Origin of the sequence: Actinomadura sp. NPDC048032 (assembly GCF_040653175.1) — a bacterium.
Lineage (GTDB): Bacteria > Actinomycetota > Actinomycetes > Streptosporangiales > Streptosporangiaceae > Spirillospora > Spirillospora verrucosospora.
In genome coordinates this window covers 46,835-61,852 of record NZ_JBEZJP010000002.1, presented here as the reverse complement: position 1 = coordinate 61,852, position 15,018 = coordinate 46,835, and the positions used below count along the sequence as shown (strand labels likewise).

Genomic DNA, 15,018 nt, shown 5'->3' with positions numbered 1-15,018 from the left:
CCGGCCCGGGGCCGGGGCCGCTCGCCCCGGCCCCGGCCGGCACCGACGAGAGGGGGTGAGGCGTGGCGGCCTATGTCGTCCGGCGCCTGCTGGTGAACGCGCTCGTGTTCCTGCTGATCAGCGTCGGGATCTTCGTACTGGTGCGGGTCGCGCCGGGCGACCCGGTCCGCATGATGGTCGACCCCGAGCAGATGCGCGGGGGCGGCGCCGCCTTCATCGAGGCCAAACGGCACGAGCTGGGCCTGGACCGGTCCGTCGTCGTCCAGTACGGCCACTGGCTCTCGGGCGCGCTGCACGGCGACTTCGGCTACTCCTACGTCGGGCACCGCCCCGTCTCGGCGGTGCTCGGCGAGCGGGTCGGGCCGACACTGCAGCTCATGAGCGCCGCCCTGGTGGTCGCGCTCGCGGTGTCGGTCGCGCTCGGCGTCGCCGCCGCGGTGCGCCGCAACACCGCGGTCGACTACGGCGCCACCGTCCTCGGCCTGGCCGCGGTGTCGGTGCCGCCGTTCTTCCTCGGCATCGTCGGGATCTACCTGTTCTCCCTGAAGTGGGGCGTGCTGCCGTCCGCCGGGATGACCACTCCGGGCGGCGGCGGCCCCGCCGACCAGCTCCGGCACCTGATCCTTCCGGGGCTGATCCTGGCGTTCGTCACCGCCGGGCCGTTCACCCGCTACGTGCGGGGCGGCCTGGTGGACGAGCTGGGCGCCGACTACGTCCGCACGGCCGAGGCCAAAGGCGCGTCCCGGGCCCGCGTCGTGCTGCGGCACGCGCTGCGCAACGCGCTGATCCCGCTGATCACCGTGGTGATGTACCAGATCCCGCAGATGCTGGCGGGCGCGGTGGTGATCGAGCAGGTCTTCGCCTGGCCCGGCATGGGGCAGCTCGCGGTCAGCTCGATCGGCCAGCACGACTACCCGGTGATCGTCGGGTTCGCGCTGTACGTGGCGGTGCTGGTGCTGCTCTGCAACCTGATCGCGGACGTGCTGTACGCCGTCGTCGACCCGAGAGTGAGCCTGCGATGACCGCGACGCCCGCCGGCGCGCCGGCCGAGAAGCTGAGAAGGCCCCGTGAGGGGAAGGCCGCGCCGCCCGGGAAGGGGCGGGGCGGCGAGGGCCGCGCCGGCTCCGCCTCGCCCCGGGCGCGCGCCGTGCGCCGGTTCCGCCGCAACCGCCTCGCCGTCGCCGGGAGCGCCGTGCTCGGCGCGGTCGTCCTGGCGTCGCTGCTGGCGCCGCTGATCGCCGCGCATCCGAACGCGGTGGACCTGGACGCGGTCCGCGAGGCCCCGTCCGGCGCGCACTGGTTCGGCACCGACACCTCCGGCCGCGACGTGTTCGCCCGCACCCTGCACGCCGGACGGGTGTCGCTGCTGGTCGGTCTGGCCGCCGCGCTCGGCGCGGTCGTGGTCGGCACGCTGTTCGGCTCGGTGTCCGGGCTGTTCGGCGGCGTGGCCGACAACGTGATCATGCGGATCGCCGACATCGTCATGTCGTTCCCGACCGTCGTGGTGATCCTGGTGCTCGCCGGGATCGTCGGGCCGAGCGTGACCGTGCTGATCGTCGCCATCGGGCTGACGCAGTGGCCGGTCGCGGGCCGGGTGGTGCGGGGCGTGACGCTGTCGCTGCGCGACCGCGAGTACATCCAGGCGGCCGAGGCGAGCGGGGCGAACGCGTGGTGGCTGATCCGCAAGCACATCGTCCCCGCGGCGCTGGCGCCGGTCACCGTGACCGGCACCCTGGCCGTCGCGCAGGCGATCATGCTGGAGACCACCGCGTCCTTCCTCGGGCTCGGCGTGCGGCCGCCGCAGGCGAGCTGGGGGAACATGCTGAACGACGCGCAGAACCTGACGCTGATCCAGACGATGCCGTGGCTGTGGATACCGCCGGGCGTGGCGATCGCCGTGACGGTCCTCGCCGTCAACTTCGTCGGGGACGGGCTCCGCGACGCCGTCACGCCGGGAGGACGGACATGAGCGCGCCCGCCGGGAAGGCGACCCCGCGGGAGACCCCGGGGCGCGCGGACGGACGCCCGCTGCTGGAGATCGAGGACCTGGTCGTCGAGTTCGCCGGCGACGAGGGGACCGTCCGGGCCGTGGACGGCGCCGGGTACACCGTCGCGCCGGGCGAGACGCTCGGCGTGGTCGGCGAGTCGGGATCGGGCAAGAGCGTCACGGCGATGTCCGCACTCGGGCTGGTCAGGCCGCCGGGCCGGGTCGTCTCGGGACGCGTCGTGTTCGACGGGGCCGACCTGCGCGCGATGCCCCCGCGCGAGCTGCGCCGGCTGCGCGGCGGCCGGATCGCGATGATCTTCCAGGATCCGATGACCGCGCTGAACCCCGTCCTGTCGGTCGGCGCGCAGATCCGCGAGGCGCTGCGGCTGCACCGGCCGGGCATGTCCCGCTCGCAGGCGCGCGAGCGCGCCGCCGAGCTGCTGACCCTGGTCGGGGTGCCGGGCGCGGAGCGGCGGCTGAAGCAGTACCCGCACGAGTTCTCCGGCGGGATGCGGCAGCGCGCGATGATCGCGATGGCCATCGCCAACGACCCCGACCTGCTGATCGCGGACGAGCCGACGACCGCGCTGGACGTGACCGTCCAGGCCCAGGTCCTGGACCTGCTGCGGCTGACCCGGCGGGAGACGGGCGCCGCCACCGTGCTGATCACCCATGATCTCGGCGTGGTCGCCGAGCTCGCCGACCGGGTCGCGGTGATGTACGCGGGGCGGGTCGTCGAGCACGGCCCCGTCGAGGCGATCTTCGACTCGCCCCGGCACCCCTACACGCGGGGGCTGCTGGAGAGCCTGCCCGCGCTGGACGGCGACGCCCGCGAGCTGACCCCGATCCCCGGTGCGCCGCCGGCGCCGGGCGAGATCGCGCGGGGGTGCGCGTTCGCGCCGCGCTGTCCGATGGCGCGGGACCGCTGCCGGGTGGAGCGCCCCGACCCCGCCCAGTCCGGTCCCGGGCGCGCGAGCGCCTGCCATTTCCACCACGAGATGGCCCCGCCCGGCGGGGAGAAGGGAGGCGACCGATGACCGTACCGGACGAGGTCCTCGGCGTCACCGGCCTCACCAGGCATTTCCCGGTGCGGTCGGGGCCGCTGCGCAGGCGGACCGGCAGCGTCCACGCCGTCGACGGCGTCGACTTCTCCCTGCGCGCCGGGCGGACGCTCGGCCTCGTCGGCGAGTCGGGCTGCGGCAAGACGACCACGGGGCGGATGGCGGTGCGGCTGCTGGAGCCCACCGCCGGCCGGATCGTCGTGGCCGGGCGGGACGTCACCCGCGCGCGCGGCGCCGAGCTCCGCGCCCTGCGCCGCGACCTGCAACTGGTGTTCCAGGACCCGTACGCGTCGCTGTCGCCGCGGATGACCGTGCACGACATCGTCGCCGAGCCGCTGCGCGTCCAGGGCCGCTACGGGGACGGGGGACCCGAGCGGGTCGCCGAGCTGCTCGACATGGTGCGGCTCGCGCCCTCGCACGCCCGCCGGTACGCCCACGAGTTCTCCGGCGGGCAGCGCCAGCGCATCGGGATCGCCCGCGCGCTCGCCCTCGGCCCGAAGGTCCTCGTGCTGGACGAGCCGGTCAGCGCCCTGGACGTCTCGATCCAGGCGCAGGTCGTCAACACGCTGCGGGAGCTCCAGCGCGAGCTGGGCGTGGCGTACCTGTTCATCTCGCACGACCTGTCGGTGGTGCGGCACGTCTCGCACGAGATCGCCGTGATGTACCTCGGGACGATCGTGGAGCGCGGCACCCGCGAGGAGATCTTCGGCGGTCCCGCGCATCCGTACACGCAGGCGCTCCTGTCGGCCGTGCCGCGCCCGCGTCCCGGCGCCCGCGGCGGACGCGAGCGGATCATGCTGACCGGGGACGTGCCGAGCCCGATCGACCCGCCCTCCGGCTGCCGGTTCCGCACCCGGTGCTGGAAGGCGCGCGACATCTGCGCGACCGAGACGCCGCCGCTCGTCGCCCACGCCGGGGCCGGCCATCCGACCGCCTGCCACTTCGCCGAACCGGCCACCGCCTGACCCCGCCACCGTCCGACCCGCCATCGAAGGAGTCACCATGCACGACGCCGACCAGCGCCTGGCCGCCGCCTCCACGGACCCGGGGCCCGCGGGGGAGCGCCCGGCCGTCGCCGCGGCGCGCCGCTCGGGGGAGGTCCTGATCGCCTCCGGCCAGGTCGCCGTCCGCGACGGAAGGCTGCTCGCCGAGGGCCGCGTGGGAGACGAGGTCACGCTCGACACCGCCCGCGCCTGCGCGCGGCAGTGCGCCCGCAACGTCCTGACCGCCGTCCGGGACGAGCTGTCCGGTGACGGCGGGCTCGGCGCGGTCGCGCATGTCGAGGCGGTCTCGGTGTGGGTCGCGTCCGCGCCCGGGTTCACCGACCAGCATCTGGTGGCCGACGCCGCGACGGCCCTGTTCACCGAGGTGCTCGGCGACGGCGCCGGGCGGCACGCGCGGGTCGCGCTCGGCGTCGCCGCCCTGCCCACGGGCAGCCCGGTCGAGGTGGGGGCCACGTTCCGGCTGCGCCCGGAGCCGGCCGCGCCATGATCGATCTGCTCATCGCCGGCGGGACCCTCGCCGACGGCACCGGGGCCGCGCCGGTCCGCGCGGACGTCGCCGTCACCGGCGGGCGGGTCACGGGGATCGGCGACCTGGCCGGGCGCCCCGCGGCCCGGACGATCGACGCGTCCGGGCACGTCGTCGCGCCGGGTTTCGTGGACGTGCACACCCATTCGGACCTGACCCTCCTGTCGTCCCCCGAGGCGCACAGCGCCGTCCGGCAGGGGATCACGACCGTCGTGGTCGGCAACTGCGGCCTCGGCGTCGCGCCCGTCGCCGCCGGAGACGACCGGGAGGCGCTGCGCGCCGCCGCCGGCTACCTCGACCTGGACCCGTCCGTCCGCTGGGACTGGGCCGACCTTCCCGGCTACCTGGCCGCGCTCGACGCCGCGCGCCCCGCCGTTAACGTGGCCGCGCTCGTCGCGCACACGCCGCTACGCGCGGCCGCCGTCGGGTTCGGCGACCGCCCGGCGGACGCCGCCGCGCTCGACCGGATGCGGGGGCTGCTCGGCGACGCGCTCGCGGCGGGCGCCGCCGGCGTCTCCACCGGCCTGGTCTACGCGCCCGCCTGCTACGCGCGCGAAGACGAGCTGGAGGCGCTCGGCCGCACGGCCGCCGCGCACGGCCGGCTGTTCGCCTGGCATGTGCGCGACTACGCCGACGGGCTGCTCGACTCCGTGCGGCAGGCGCTGCGGGTCGCGGCGGCCACCGGCTGCCGCACCCAGATCTCGCACCTGGTCGCGGTCGGGCGGCGCAACCACGGCTCCGTCGCGCGGGCGCTGGAGCTCATCGACGCCGCGCGGGCCGCCGGGCTGGACGTCGGCTTCGACATCTACCCCTACCTCGCCGGGAACGCGCCGCTGTCGCAGCTGCTGCCCGCGTGGGCGCAGGAGGGCGGCGAGCGGGCGATGCGGGCCCGGCTCGACGGCCGCGCCGTCCGCGCCCGCGTCCGGGACGGGTGGCGGGACATGCCGAACTCCTGGGACGACATCGCCGTCGGGGGACGCCCCGTCACCGCCCTGGCCGCCGAGGCCGGGACGGAACCGCCGGACCTCGTGATCGACCTCGTCGCCGAGCACGGCAACGCCGTCCAGATGGTGGCGGGAGGCCGCAGCGAACGCGACCTCGCCGACGCGCTCACCCATCCCGCCGGGGTCATCGGCTCCGACGGCCAGGCCCTCGACCCCGCCGGGCCGACCGGGCGCGGCACGCCGCATCCCCGCTCCTACGGCTGCTACCCGCGGCTTTTCGCCGCGTACGTCCGGCCGGGCCTGCTCGGGCTCGCCGAGGCCGTCCGCAGGTGCACGTCCGCGCCGGCCGAACGGGCGGGGCTCGCGGGGCGCGGCGTCCTGCGGCCGGGGGCGCACGGGGACATCGTCGTTTTCGACCCCGCGCGCATCGCCGATCGGGCTACGTTCGCAGCACCCCAGCGGTATCCGGACGGGATCCGCGCGGTCGTCGTCGGCGGCCGCGCCGTCGTCGAGGACGGCGCGCACGGCGGCGCGCGGCCCGGCGAGATCCTGCGCGTCCCCTGAACCGCGCATCCCCAGAACAGAGACGAGGCACCATGGACAGAGCCAGAGGGACGAGAGCCGCCGGCACGCGGCCCGCGGCCCGCCGCGCCAACGTGGACGACGACCGCCCGGCGGCGGCGAACTACCACGCCAACGCCCTGGCACGGGGCCTGGCGCTGCTCGAACGCCTCGCCGCGCAGGGCGGCGCCCTCACCCTGAACGACTTCTCGGCCGGCACCGGCCTGCCGAAGAGCACGCTCGTGCGGCTCCTCGGCGTGCTGGAGGAGATGGGCTACGTGGTCCGCGCCGACGAGCGGCCCGCCTACCGGCTCGGCCACAAGACCCTGACGCTGTCCACCGCGTACCTGACCGGGCTGGACCTGTCCCAGGTGGCGGGAGGCCACCTGGCGAAGGTCGCCGAGGCCACCGGCCAGACCGCGAACCTCGGCGTGCTGGACGGCCGGGAGGTGCTGCACGTGTGCGTCCGCGAGCCCGACCGGCCGATCCGGTTCCACACCATGCCGGGCACCCGCGACGCCGCCCACTGCACCGGGCTCGGCAAGATGCTGCTCGCCCGGCTCGACCCGTCCAAGGTCGCCGCGTACCTGCCGCCCGAGCCGTTCCCGGCCCGCACCGAGCACACCCTCACGACGGCGAGCGCCCTGGCCGAGGACCTGCGGGCCACGGCCGAGCGCGGCCACGCCCTCGACGACAACGAGGGCAGCGTCGGGCTCCGCTGCGTCGCCGTGCCCGTCGAGGTGGGCGGCGACTGCGTGGCCGCCCTCAGCGTGTCGGGGCCGTCCGCCGAGTTCGACGGCGACCGCCGCGCCGGCTACCTGGACGGGCTGCGGGCCGCGGCGGCGGACCTCGCGGCCGACGCCGACGTCGTCGCCGCCCTGGAGTACCTGCGCTCGTCCCTGCGCTCCGGCGCGCCCAGCACCCGGGAGGATGCTTGATCGACTTCCATACCCACTGCCAGCGGCCCGAGCACTGGGGCCACGAGTGGGAGCACCACTGGAGACCCGTCTACGGGCGGGGAGCCCACGAGTTCACTCCCGCCGACTACGACCGCGCCATGGCGGACGTGACCGCGGCGTGCGTGTTCGGCATCCGCGCCACGGCCGCCGGGGTCCTCACCCCGAACGAGTACACCGAGCGGTTCTGCGCGGAGACCGCCACGGACACGATCGGGTTCATGGCGCTCGACCCCACCGACCCCGACGTGCTCGACCAGCTCGCCGACGGCGTCGCGCGCGGGCTGCGCGGCATCAAGCTGTATCCGGTGCTGGCCCTGTTCGACCCGCGCGACACCGCCTACGACCCGTTCTACCGGGCCGCGGCCGACGCCGGGCTCGTCGTCCTGTGGCACATGGGCGCCACGCCGAGCCCGGCGGGCGACCTGTCGGTCAGCAACCCCCTGGTCGTGGACGACGTCGCGCGCCGCCACCCCGGCCTCGTCCAGATCATCGCGCACCTCGGGCACCCCTGGCAGCGCGAGACGATCGTGACCCTGCGCAAGAACCGCCGGGTCTACTCCGACGTGTCGGCGTGCTGGGCCCGTCCCATGGACGGCTATCTGGCGCTGGCCCGCGCCCAGGAGTGGGACGTGGTCGACAGGCTCGTCTTCGGGTCCGACTTCCCGCTGTGGACGCCCGCCGAGGCCGTCGCGGGGCTGCGCGAGATGGCCGGGCAGCGCCCCTCCGGCTTCCCCGAGATCAAGAAGGAGACCGTCGAGTGGCTGCTGGACGGGGACCCGCGGCCCCGGATGGGACTGGCATGAACCCGGACCTCCCGCCCGGCGGGCTGCCCCTGGACGCCCTTCCGACACCCGCGCTGCTCGTCGACCGGGCCCGCATGGAGGCCAACCTGGCCGCCATGGCGAGCTCGATCGGGGCCGCCGGGATCGCGCTGCGGCCCCATTTCAAGACGTCGAAATGCCTCGCGGTCGCGCGCCGCCAGCTCGCCCACGGCGCGACAGGGTTCACCTGCGCCACGCCCGCCGAGGTCGGGCTCCTGCAGGACGCGGGCGTCGAGGACGTCCTGTGGGCGCACCAACCGGTGGGGCCCGCCAAGGTGGCCTTCGCCGTCCAGGCCCTGGCCCGGGGCGGGCTGACCATCGCTCTCGACTCGCTGGAGGCCGCCGGGCCGCTGTCGGACGCGGCCTCCTCCAGCGGGGTCACCGTCCCGTTCGTCCTGGAGGTCGACACGGGCCTGCACCGGGCGGGCGTCGATCCCGGTAAGGCCGTCGAGAGCGCGGGCGCGCTCTCCGCGCTGCCCGCTCTGGAGATGCGGGGCGTCCTCACCCACGAGGGGCATCTCGCCGCGCACGGTCCCGACCGCCCGGGGCTGGAGGCGGCGGGCGACCTCGCCGGACGCACGCTGGCGCAGGTCGCCGAGGCGTTGCGCGCCGCCGGGCACGAGTGCCCCCTGGTCTCGGTCGGCTCGACCCCCGGCGCCACGTCCGCGCCGTTCGCCGCGGGGGTCACCGAGGCGCGCCCCGGCACCTACGTCTACTACGACGCCAACCAGGTCGGCCTGGGCAGCGCCGGGATCGACCGGTGCGCGCAGACCGTGCTGACCCGCGTCACCAGCGCCCAGCGCCCCGGGACCGTCATCATCGACGCGGGGATCAAGGCGATGAGCTCCGACTCCGTCGCGACCGCCGGAACGCTGGGCGTCGTCTGCGACGCCGCGGGCGCCCCGCTGGACGGAGTGGAGTTCACCGGCGGCAACGAGGAGCACGGCTACCTCACCGGGCCCGGAACCGCCGGCCTGCGCGTGGGCGACCTGCTGCGCGTCGTCCCCAACCACGCCTGCGGCACGACCAACATGTGGAGCGCGCTGTACTTCGTGGACGGCGACCGCGCCGCCGAACGCCAGCCGATCCGGGCGCGCCATTAACGGAATTCGAACATTGACATGGAATGATATTCCGTGTTCTATCCGGGAGCCATGCGAATGCATCGAGGTATCTCCATCGCCATGGGCGCCCTGCTCGCGCTGGGGCTTCCGGGCGCCGTGGCGCACGCGAGCCCGTCCACCCCCTCGGCTCCGGACCGTCCCGACGTGATCGTCGCCCAGGCGGCGCCGGGCAAGAAGCTGCATTTCCCGAACATGGAGCGGCTCGGCGACGGGTCCCTCGTCGCGGTGGCGCGGGAGGGGGCCGGGCACACCGGGCAGGACGGCCGGCTGGTGATGCTCGACAGCCGGGACGGCGGCCGCACCTGGTCGCCGCCCGAGGCCGTCCACGACTCCCCGTACGACGACCGCGACCCGATGATCACCCAGCTCCGCTCGGGCAGGCTCCTGCTGAGCTGGTTCCAGATCGACTACTCGGTCGCGCCCCCCGAGCCGATGGGCGTGTTCGTCCGGCACAGCGACGACGGCGGGGCCAGCTGGTCCGAGCCCGCGGCGGTGCGGACCTCGATGAGCGGCGAGTCCGACATCGTCGACACCTACGAGCTGGGATGGGCGGCGAGCCACGGCCAGATCAAGGAGCTGCCCTCCGGCGAACTGATCATCCCCCTCTACGGCACGGTCCCCGACGACCGCTGGCAGCGCGCCACCGTCGTGCGCAGCCTGGACGGCGGCGCGTCCTGGCACGAGGGCACCGAGTCGCTGATCGCGTCCGCGCAGGGCACGCACTACCAGGAGCCCGTGCTCACCGTCCTGCGCGACGGGACCGTCCACGCCCTGCTGCGCATCGGCACGGGAGCCTCCACGATGGGCGCGGTCCATTCCCAGGAGTCCTGGTCGCGCGACGGCGGCCGCACCTGGACGCCCCCGGCCGAGATCGACCTGGTGACCTCCTCGGCCCACACCGAGGTCCTGCGGAACGGCGACGTCTTCCTCGCCTACGGCGACCTGTCGGGGCACTTCACCAACCGCCGCGGAACCGTCGGCGCCGTCCTGCGGCACCCCGACCGGCCGTGGACGGGCGCGCCGCGCGAGCTGGTGTACGACTCCGGGACCGGTGACCAGGCCAACCCCGCCGTCGCGGAGGTCTCTCCCGGCCGGGTCCTCGTGCTCGGCTTCGACTCCGACCGGAGCCAGCTGGTCGGTGACTTCGTCGACGTGGCGGGCATCCGGTCGGAGCCGGCGGACCCGCGCCGCGTGGACCTGGCCGCGCTGCACGCCGCGGGCCGGCTCGGGATCGACACCGACCTCGTGTACACGGCCCCGAGCCAGCCGAAGGTGGGGCGCACCGGGCCGATCGACGGCGTGGTCGGCTACTACGACGCCGCCTGGAAGGCCACGGCGGCCCCGGCCCAGTACACGATCACGTTCGACGAGCCGACCCGGGTCGCCGAGGCCGGCATGGCGCTCAAGCCGGGCCACGCCGAAGCGGCGCAGATCAAGGTCCGGACCGCCTCGGACGGCGCGTGGCACGCGGTCGGCGACCTCGACTACCGCGTGCGCTGGGGAGACGACCTCACCTGGTTCCGCGTCGACGCCGGCGCCCCGGTCGACAGGGTCCAGGTCGAGATCACCCGGTCCAGCGGTGCGGCCGTCCTGGCCGAGCTGGGCGTCCGCGCCCCCGCCGCTCCCTGACCCGCACGTCCCGACGGGACGAGGGGCGGAGAGCCAGGTCGGCACGTCACCACCGGTGGCGTGCCGACGTCCGTCACAGCGATTCGATGAGGCGCAGGGACGCCTTGATCTCCTCGTCGGTGGGAGCGACGTCGACGGTCTGTCCGGAGAGGTGGCTCTCGTAGGCGCCGAGGTCCAGCAGTCCATGGCCGCTGAGACCGACCAGGACGACCCGCCCCTCGCCCTCGTCGCGCGCCCGCACCGCCTCGTCGATCGCGGCGGCGACGGCGTGGGCCGACTCGGGGGCGGGAACGAGCCCTTCGGCCTTCGCGAACGCGGCGCCGCTCTCGAAGACGCGGGTCTGGGAGTAGGAGGTCGCCTCCACCATGCCGTTGTCGTACATGGCGCTGACGATCGGAGCGGCGCCGTGGTACCGCAGGCCCCCGGCGTGGATGTGGTAGGCCGTGAACGTGTGCCCCAGGGTGTACATCTTGACCGCGGGGGTCACACCGGAGTAGTCGGTGTAGTCCAGCATGTAGCTGCCCCTGGTCATCTTGGGGCACGCGTCGGGCTCCACCGCCAGGAACCGCGTCCCGCTGTTCTCCGCCAGCGCCGCCCGGTAGAAGGGGAAGGTCAGCCCGGCGAAATTGCTGCCCGCCCCCATCGCGCCGATCACGACGTCGGGGAACTCGCCGGCCAGCTCCATCTGCAGCAGGGCCTCCTCGCCGATGACCGTCTGGTGCAGGAGGACGTGGTTCTCTCCGCTGCCGATCGAGAACCGCGCCTCCTTCCGGCCGTTGGCGTACTCGATCGCCTCGGCGTTGGCGATCCCGAGGGTGCCCGGCGAATCCGGGTCGGCGCGCAGGGCGGCCTTGCCCACCTCCGTCCTCGTACTGGGGCTCGGGACGACCTCGGCCCCGTTCAACCGCATCAGCGTGCCCCGGTACGGCTTCTGCTCGTAGCTGGACCGCACCATGAACACGGTGCACGCCATCCCGTACGGGTGGCAGGCCATCGCGAGCGCGGTGCCCCACTGGCCGGCGCCGGTTCCCGTCACCATCTCCCTGACGCCGGACCTGCCGTAGTAATAGGCCTGTGCAAGCGCGGTGTTTATCTTGTGGCTGCCGGACGGACTGGTGCCTTCGTACTTGAAATAGATGTGCGCCGGGGTGTCGAGGGCCTTCTCCAGCCTGGACGCCCGGAAAAGGGGTGTCGGGCGCCAGCGCTGGTACTCCGATCGAACGGGGCCGGGTATCTCGACGTAGCGCTCACGGCCGATGCTCTGGCGGTACATCGACAACGGCAGTTGCGGCCGCAGCGGCGCCGAACCGCCGTTCCTCGGCGGCGCCGGCCGTGCCGGGGGCACCTCGATCGGAAGGTCGGCGAGGATGTTGTACCAGTGCGTGGGAACCCGGTCACGGTCCAGTTCGAAAACATCGCGCATGTTACGCTTTTCCGCCCTCCGCGCCGATGATTCCGCTGATCATGTCGACAAGGCTTCCCACGTTCCTCAGTTCGGCGAGCATCACGTCCTCGTCGTCGATCTCGATGCCGAACTCTTTCTCGATCTCCACGAGGGTGTGCAGCAGGCTCAGGGAGTCCATGCCCACGACCGGCGAGTAGAGCGAGACCGTGTCGTCCAGGCGTTCGGGGGCGACGTCCAGATCGAGAACGCGGATCATGATGCTCTTGATCTGCGCCGACAGATCCGCGTTGCTGGCACGATCCATGGCATGCACCTCGTCTGCGGCGTCGGCCCGGGAATGGCGGGGGTGAGTCGGCGGGAGTGAGTCGGCAGGACGGGAATCGATACCCGCGGAGGGAGGGCGCCCGTTTCGGGGAACGGCGCATCGCTTACCGGCGACCTGGCCGTCCGAGCCCCGGTTCTTGCCGACGAACCGGTGGCGGGCCGTCCACGGCCGGAACGTTTTCCGCTTCGATTGGCTGACGGTCCGTACCGTACGCGTCGGTGTGGAAGGCGCCCGGCCCGGCGGTCTCCGTCCGGGTGTTCCGGGAGCGCCTCGTCGGCGGCGTCCCCAAGCGCACCGTCGTCAGCCACATGGCCAAGGCGACCCGCGGACGCATCGCCCACGACCTGATCAAGTCGGGCGCCGCGCCGCGCACCCCGGAGGAGCTGCTGAAGGCCGTCGCCGGCCTCGGCCACACCGTCGAACTGAACGGCGCGAACCTCGACGTCATCCTCCACGACTGACGCCCCACGGCCACACCTGGCCATCCCAACGCCCCGAGCACCCCAAAAACCACCCCCGCCACCGCTCCGGCCCCGCGCCCAGGCCAGCCCCGCGCGAAGGTCGGCGACACGCGGTTGGTCTTGGAGCGCACACAGACCGGGGCCCTCGAACGGCCCCGTCCACGCGAACGGTCTCGAAGCACGAATGGCCAGGCCACGCGAACAGGCCACCACGCGAACGCCCCTGGCCACGCGAACGCCCCAGCGGCACGCGGACGGCGTCGGCGGCGCGTGGGGGGTTTTGAAGCGCGCGGGGCCGGTGGGGCAGGGCGCGGGGCGGCAGGGCCCCGGCGCGATCGCCGGGGCCCTGCCGTCGGTCGGTCCGCGGTGCGGCCGGTCAGTCCAGGTAGTCGCGCAGGACCTGCGAGCGGGACGGGTGCCGCAGCTTCGACATGGTCTTGGACTCGATCTGCCGGATGCGCTCCCGGGTCACCCCGTACACCTTGCCGATCTCGTCCAGCGTCTTCGGCTGCCCGTCGGTGAGGCCGAACCTCATCGACACCACGCCCGCCTCGCGCTCGCTGAGCGTGTCGAGAACGGAGTGGAGCTGCTCCTGCAGCAGCGTGAAGCTGACCGCGTCGGCCGGGACGATGGCCTCGGAGTCCTCGATGAGGTCGCCGAACTCGCTGTCGCCGTCCTCACCGAGCGGCGTGTGCAGCGAGATGGGCTCGCGGCCGTACTTCTGGACCTCGACGACCTTCTCCGGGGTCATGTCGAGCTCCTTGGCCAGCTCCTCCGGGGTGGGCTCGCGGCCCAGGTCCTGGAGCATCTGCCGCTGCACGCGCGCCAGCTTGTTGATGACCTCGACCATGTGCACCGGGATGCGGATGGTGCGGGCCTGGTCGGCCATGGCGCGGGTGATGGCCTGCCGGATCCACCAGGTGGCGTACGTGGAGAACTTGTAGCCCTTGGTGTAGTCGAACTTCTCGACCGCGCGGATCAGGCCGAGGTTGCCCTCCTGGATCAGGTCGAGGAACAGCATGCCGCGGCCGGTGTAGCGCTTGGCCAGCGAGACCACCAGGCGGAGGTTGGCCTCCAGCAGGTGGTTCTTGGCGCGGCGGCCGTCCTCGGCGATCCACTCGAAGTCCTCGAGGTCCTCTTCGGACATCGAGGGGCCGGTGACGGCGAGGCGCTCCTCGGCGAACAGGCCGGCCTCGATCCGCTTGGCGAGCTCGACCTCCTGCTCGGCGTTCAGCAGCGGCACCTTGCCGATCTGCTTGAGGTAGTCCTTGACCGGGTCGGCGGTGGCGCCGGCGGCCGCGATCTGCTGGGCGGGCGCGTCCTCGTCGTCGTCGCCGAGGGTGAACCCCTCCTCCTCGGAGGTCGGGGTGTCGCCCTTGGCGCCCGGAGCGGCCTTCGCGACGGGCGCGGCGGCGGGCTCCTCCTCGGCCTCGGCCTCGGCCTCCTCGGCCTCGGCCGTGTCGTCCACGAGCTCGGCCTCGAGGTCGGTCAGGTCCTCGTCGAGGTCGACGTCGACCTCGTCGTCGACCTCGGGGTCCTCACCCTTGTCGGCCCTGTCGGACGGGGCGGCCTTGACCGGCTGCGCGCCCTTCTTCGCCGGTCCGGCCTTCTTCGCCTTGGCACCCTTGGCCGGCGCGGCCTTCTTCGGCGGCGCGGGCTTGGGAGCCGCCGGGCGCGGCGCGGCGGCGGCCTCCTCCGGCGCGTCGTCGCCGACGACGGCGGTCACCGTGTCGGGCTGCTCCTTGGCGGCGGCGGCGGTCTTGGGCCTGCGTGCCGGCGGCGTCGCGCGCTTGCGCGGACGCTTGGGCGCCGCGGAGTCGGCAGCGCTCACCATGACGGTCACACCCTCCTTGCTGAGGCTCCGCAGAATGCTGGAGGCCTTCGACACGGGGATGTCGGCCTCCTCGAACGTACGTCGTACGTCGTCGGCTTCGAGGTAACCCTGGGACCGTCCACGCTCGATCAGTTGCGCGATGACGTGATCGTGCAGATCTGACGCTTTCGAGGTCGAGCTAGCAGGCGACACAAATACCTCTCGAACGAACGTGTGGCTTGGTTGACCCAAGTGCCCTGACGGGCTCGGCCTCACACTGGGTGGGACCACACACGGAGCGGACCTCCCGGTGCGGGACCGCAGCGTACCCGCTCTCTCTGGGTCAAGCATTCTGGCACTGCTGCGCATTCCGCCTTGGAGTCCTACCCGGTAACACT

General features: G+C 73.7%; 14 protein-coding genes. 11 read left to right on the top strand and 3 right to left on the bottom strand.

Features of this window, described 5'->3' with window-relative positions; all coding sequences use genetic code 11:
• Positions 1-62 precede the first annotated feature (62 nt).
• Genes AB0C69_RS00775 through AB0C69_RS00730 form a run of 10 tightly spaced genes read left to right on the top strand, consistent with a single transcriptional unit; the run spans position 63 to position 10,616 of the window.
• A complete protein-coding gene (locus AB0C69_RS00775) occupies positions 63-1,022 on the top strand; it encodes an ABC transporter permease (protein WP_360347967.1) in 960 nt (319 codons plus the stop codon).
• Positions 1,019-1,969, top strand: coding sequence for an ABC transporter permease (locus AB0C69_RS00770; protein WP_360347964.1), 951 nt, complete (start codon positions 1,019-1,021; stop codon positions 1,967-1,969). The genes AB0C69_RS00775 and AB0C69_RS00770 overlap by 4 nt, the downstream gene beginning before the upstream one ends.
• Positions 1,966-3,024, top strand: coding sequence for an ABC transporter ATP-binding protein (locus tag AB0C69_RS00765; protein ID WP_360347961.1), 1,059 nt, complete (start codon positions 1,966-1,968; stop codon positions 3,022-3,024). The genes AB0C69_RS00770 and AB0C69_RS00765 overlap by 4 nt, the downstream gene beginning before the upstream one ends.
• Complete coding sequence (locus AB0C69_RS00760) at positions 3,021-4,013, top strand: oligopeptide/dipeptide ABC transporter ATP-binding protein (RefSeq protein WP_345181457.1); 993 nt, start codon at positions 3,021-3,023, stop codon at positions 4,011-4,013. The genes AB0C69_RS00765 and AB0C69_RS00760 overlap by 4 nt, the downstream gene beginning before the upstream one ends.
• Positions 4,014-4,050: 37 nt before the next feature.
• A complete protein-coding gene (locus AB0C69_RS00755; protein WP_360347957.1) occupies positions 4,051-4,539 on the top strand; it encodes a RidA family protein in 489 nt (162 codons plus the stop codon).
• Complete coding sequence (locus tag AB0C69_RS00750) at positions 4,536-6,086, top strand: D-aminoacylase (RefSeq protein WP_360347954.1); 1,551 nt, start codon at positions 4,536-4,538, stop codon at positions 6,084-6,086. The genes AB0C69_RS00755 and AB0C69_RS00750 overlap by 4 nt, the downstream gene beginning before the upstream one ends.
• 32 nt (positions 6,087-6,118) lie before the next feature.
• Complete coding sequence (locus tag AB0C69_RS00745; protein WP_360347951.1) at positions 6,119-7,021, top strand: IclR family transcriptional regulator; 903 nt, start codon at positions 6,119-6,121, stop codon at positions 7,019-7,021.
• A complete protein-coding gene (locus tag AB0C69_RS00740; protein ID WP_360347948.1) occupies positions 7,018-7,845 on the top strand; it encodes an amidohydrolase family protein in 828 nt (275 codons plus the stop codon). The genes AB0C69_RS00745 and AB0C69_RS00740 overlap by 4 nt, the downstream gene beginning before the upstream one ends.
• Positions 7,842-8,966 carry an alanine racemase gene (locus tag AB0C69_RS00735; RefSeq protein WP_360347945.1) on the top strand — a complete coding sequence of 375 codons (1,125 nt, stop codon included), beginning with the start codon at positions 7,842-7,844 and terminating at the stop codon, positions 8,964-8,966. Before AB0C69_RS00740 ends, AB0C69_RS00735 begins: the two co-directional genes overlap by 4 nt.
• A gap of 57 nt (positions 8,967-9,023) precedes the next feature.
• Positions 9,024-10,616, top strand: coding sequence for a sialidase family protein (locus tag AB0C69_RS00730; RefSeq protein WP_360347942.1), 1,593 nt, complete (start codon positions 9,024-9,026; stop codon positions 10,614-10,616).
• A 73-nt stretch (positions 10,617-10,689) separates the two neighbouring features.
• Here the strand turns inward: AB0C69_RS00730 and AB0C69_RS00725 are convergent, their stop codons facing one another.
• Both AB0C69_RS00725 and AB0C69_RS00720 read right to left on the bottom strand, forming a co-directional pair.
• Positions 10,690-12,039 carry a TrpB-like pyridoxal phosphate-dependent enzyme gene (locus AB0C69_RS00725; RefSeq protein WP_360347939.1) on the bottom strand — a complete coding sequence of 450 codons (1,350 nt, stop codon included), beginning with the start codon at positions 12,037-12,039 and terminating at the stop codon, positions 10,690-10,692.
• A 1-nt stretch (position 12,040) separates the two neighbouring features.
• Entirely contained in the window at positions 12,041-12,325 is a 285-nt protein-coding gene (locus tag AB0C69_RS00720) for a phosphopantetheine-binding protein (RefSeq protein ID WP_353833234.1), read from the bottom strand.
• Between the two features lie 239 nt (positions 12,326-12,564).
• Between AB0C69_RS00720 and AB0C69_RS00715 the strand changes: the two genes are divergently transcribed.
• Positions 12,565-12,807: a hypothetical protein gene (locus AB0C69_RS00715; RefSeq protein WP_360347936.1), complete on the top strand. Its 243-nt coding sequence runs from the start codon at positions 12,565-12,567 to the stop codon at positions 12,805-12,807.
• 376 nt (positions 12,808-13,183) lie between these two features.
• Here the strand turns inward: AB0C69_RS00715 and AB0C69_RS00710 are convergent, their stop codons facing one another.
• Entirely contained in the window at positions 13,184-14,833 is a 1,650-nt protein-coding gene (locus AB0C69_RS00710; protein ID WP_360347933.1) for an RNA polymerase sigma factor, read from the bottom strand.
• Positions 14,834-15,018 lie beyond the last annotated feature (185 nt).

Excerpts from the sequence above, each read along its gene's own strand:
- AB0C69_RS00770 (WP_360347964.1), top strand. The coding sequence starts at position 1,019 with ATGACCGCGACGCCCGCCGGCGCGCCGGCCGAGAAGCTGAGAAGGCCC.
- AB0C69_RS00765 (WP_360347961.1), top strand. The coding sequence starts at position 1,966 with ATGAGCGCGCCCGCCGGGAAGGCGACCCCGCGGGAGACCCCGGGGCGC.
- AB0C69_RS00760 (WP_345181457.1), top strand. The coding sequence starts at position 3,021 with ATGACCGTACCGGACGAGGTCCTCGGCGTCACCGGCCTCACCAGGCAT.
- AB0C69_RS00755 (WP_360347957.1), top strand. The coding sequence starts at position 4,051 with ATGCACGACGCCGACCAGCGCCTGGCCGCCGCCTCCACGGACCCGGGG.
- AB0C69_RS00750 (WP_360347954.1), top strand. The coding sequence starts at position 4,536 with ATGATCGATCTGCTCATCGCCGGCGGGACCCTCGCCGACGGCACCGGG.
- AB0C69_RS00745 (WP_360347951.1), top strand. The coding sequence starts at position 6,119 with ATGGACAGAGCCAGAGGGACGAGAGCCGCCGGCACGCGGCCCGCGGCC.
- AB0C69_RS00735 (WP_360347945.1), top strand. The coding sequence starts at position 7,842 with ATGAACCCGGACCTCCCGCCCGGCGGGCTGCCCCTGGACGCCCTTCCG.
- AB0C69_RS00730 (WP_360347942.1), top strand. The coding sequence starts at position 9,024 with ATGCATCGAGGTATCTCCATCGCCATGGGCGCCCTGCTCGCGCTGGGG.
- AB0C69_RS00725 (WP_360347939.1), bottom strand. The coding sequence starts at position 12,039 with ATGCGCGATGTTTTCGAACTGGACCGTGACCGGGTTCCCACGCACTGG.
- AB0C69_RS00720 (WP_353833234.1), bottom strand. The coding sequence starts at position 12,325 with ATGGATCGTGCCAGCAACGCGGATCTGTCGGCGCAGATCAAGAGCATC.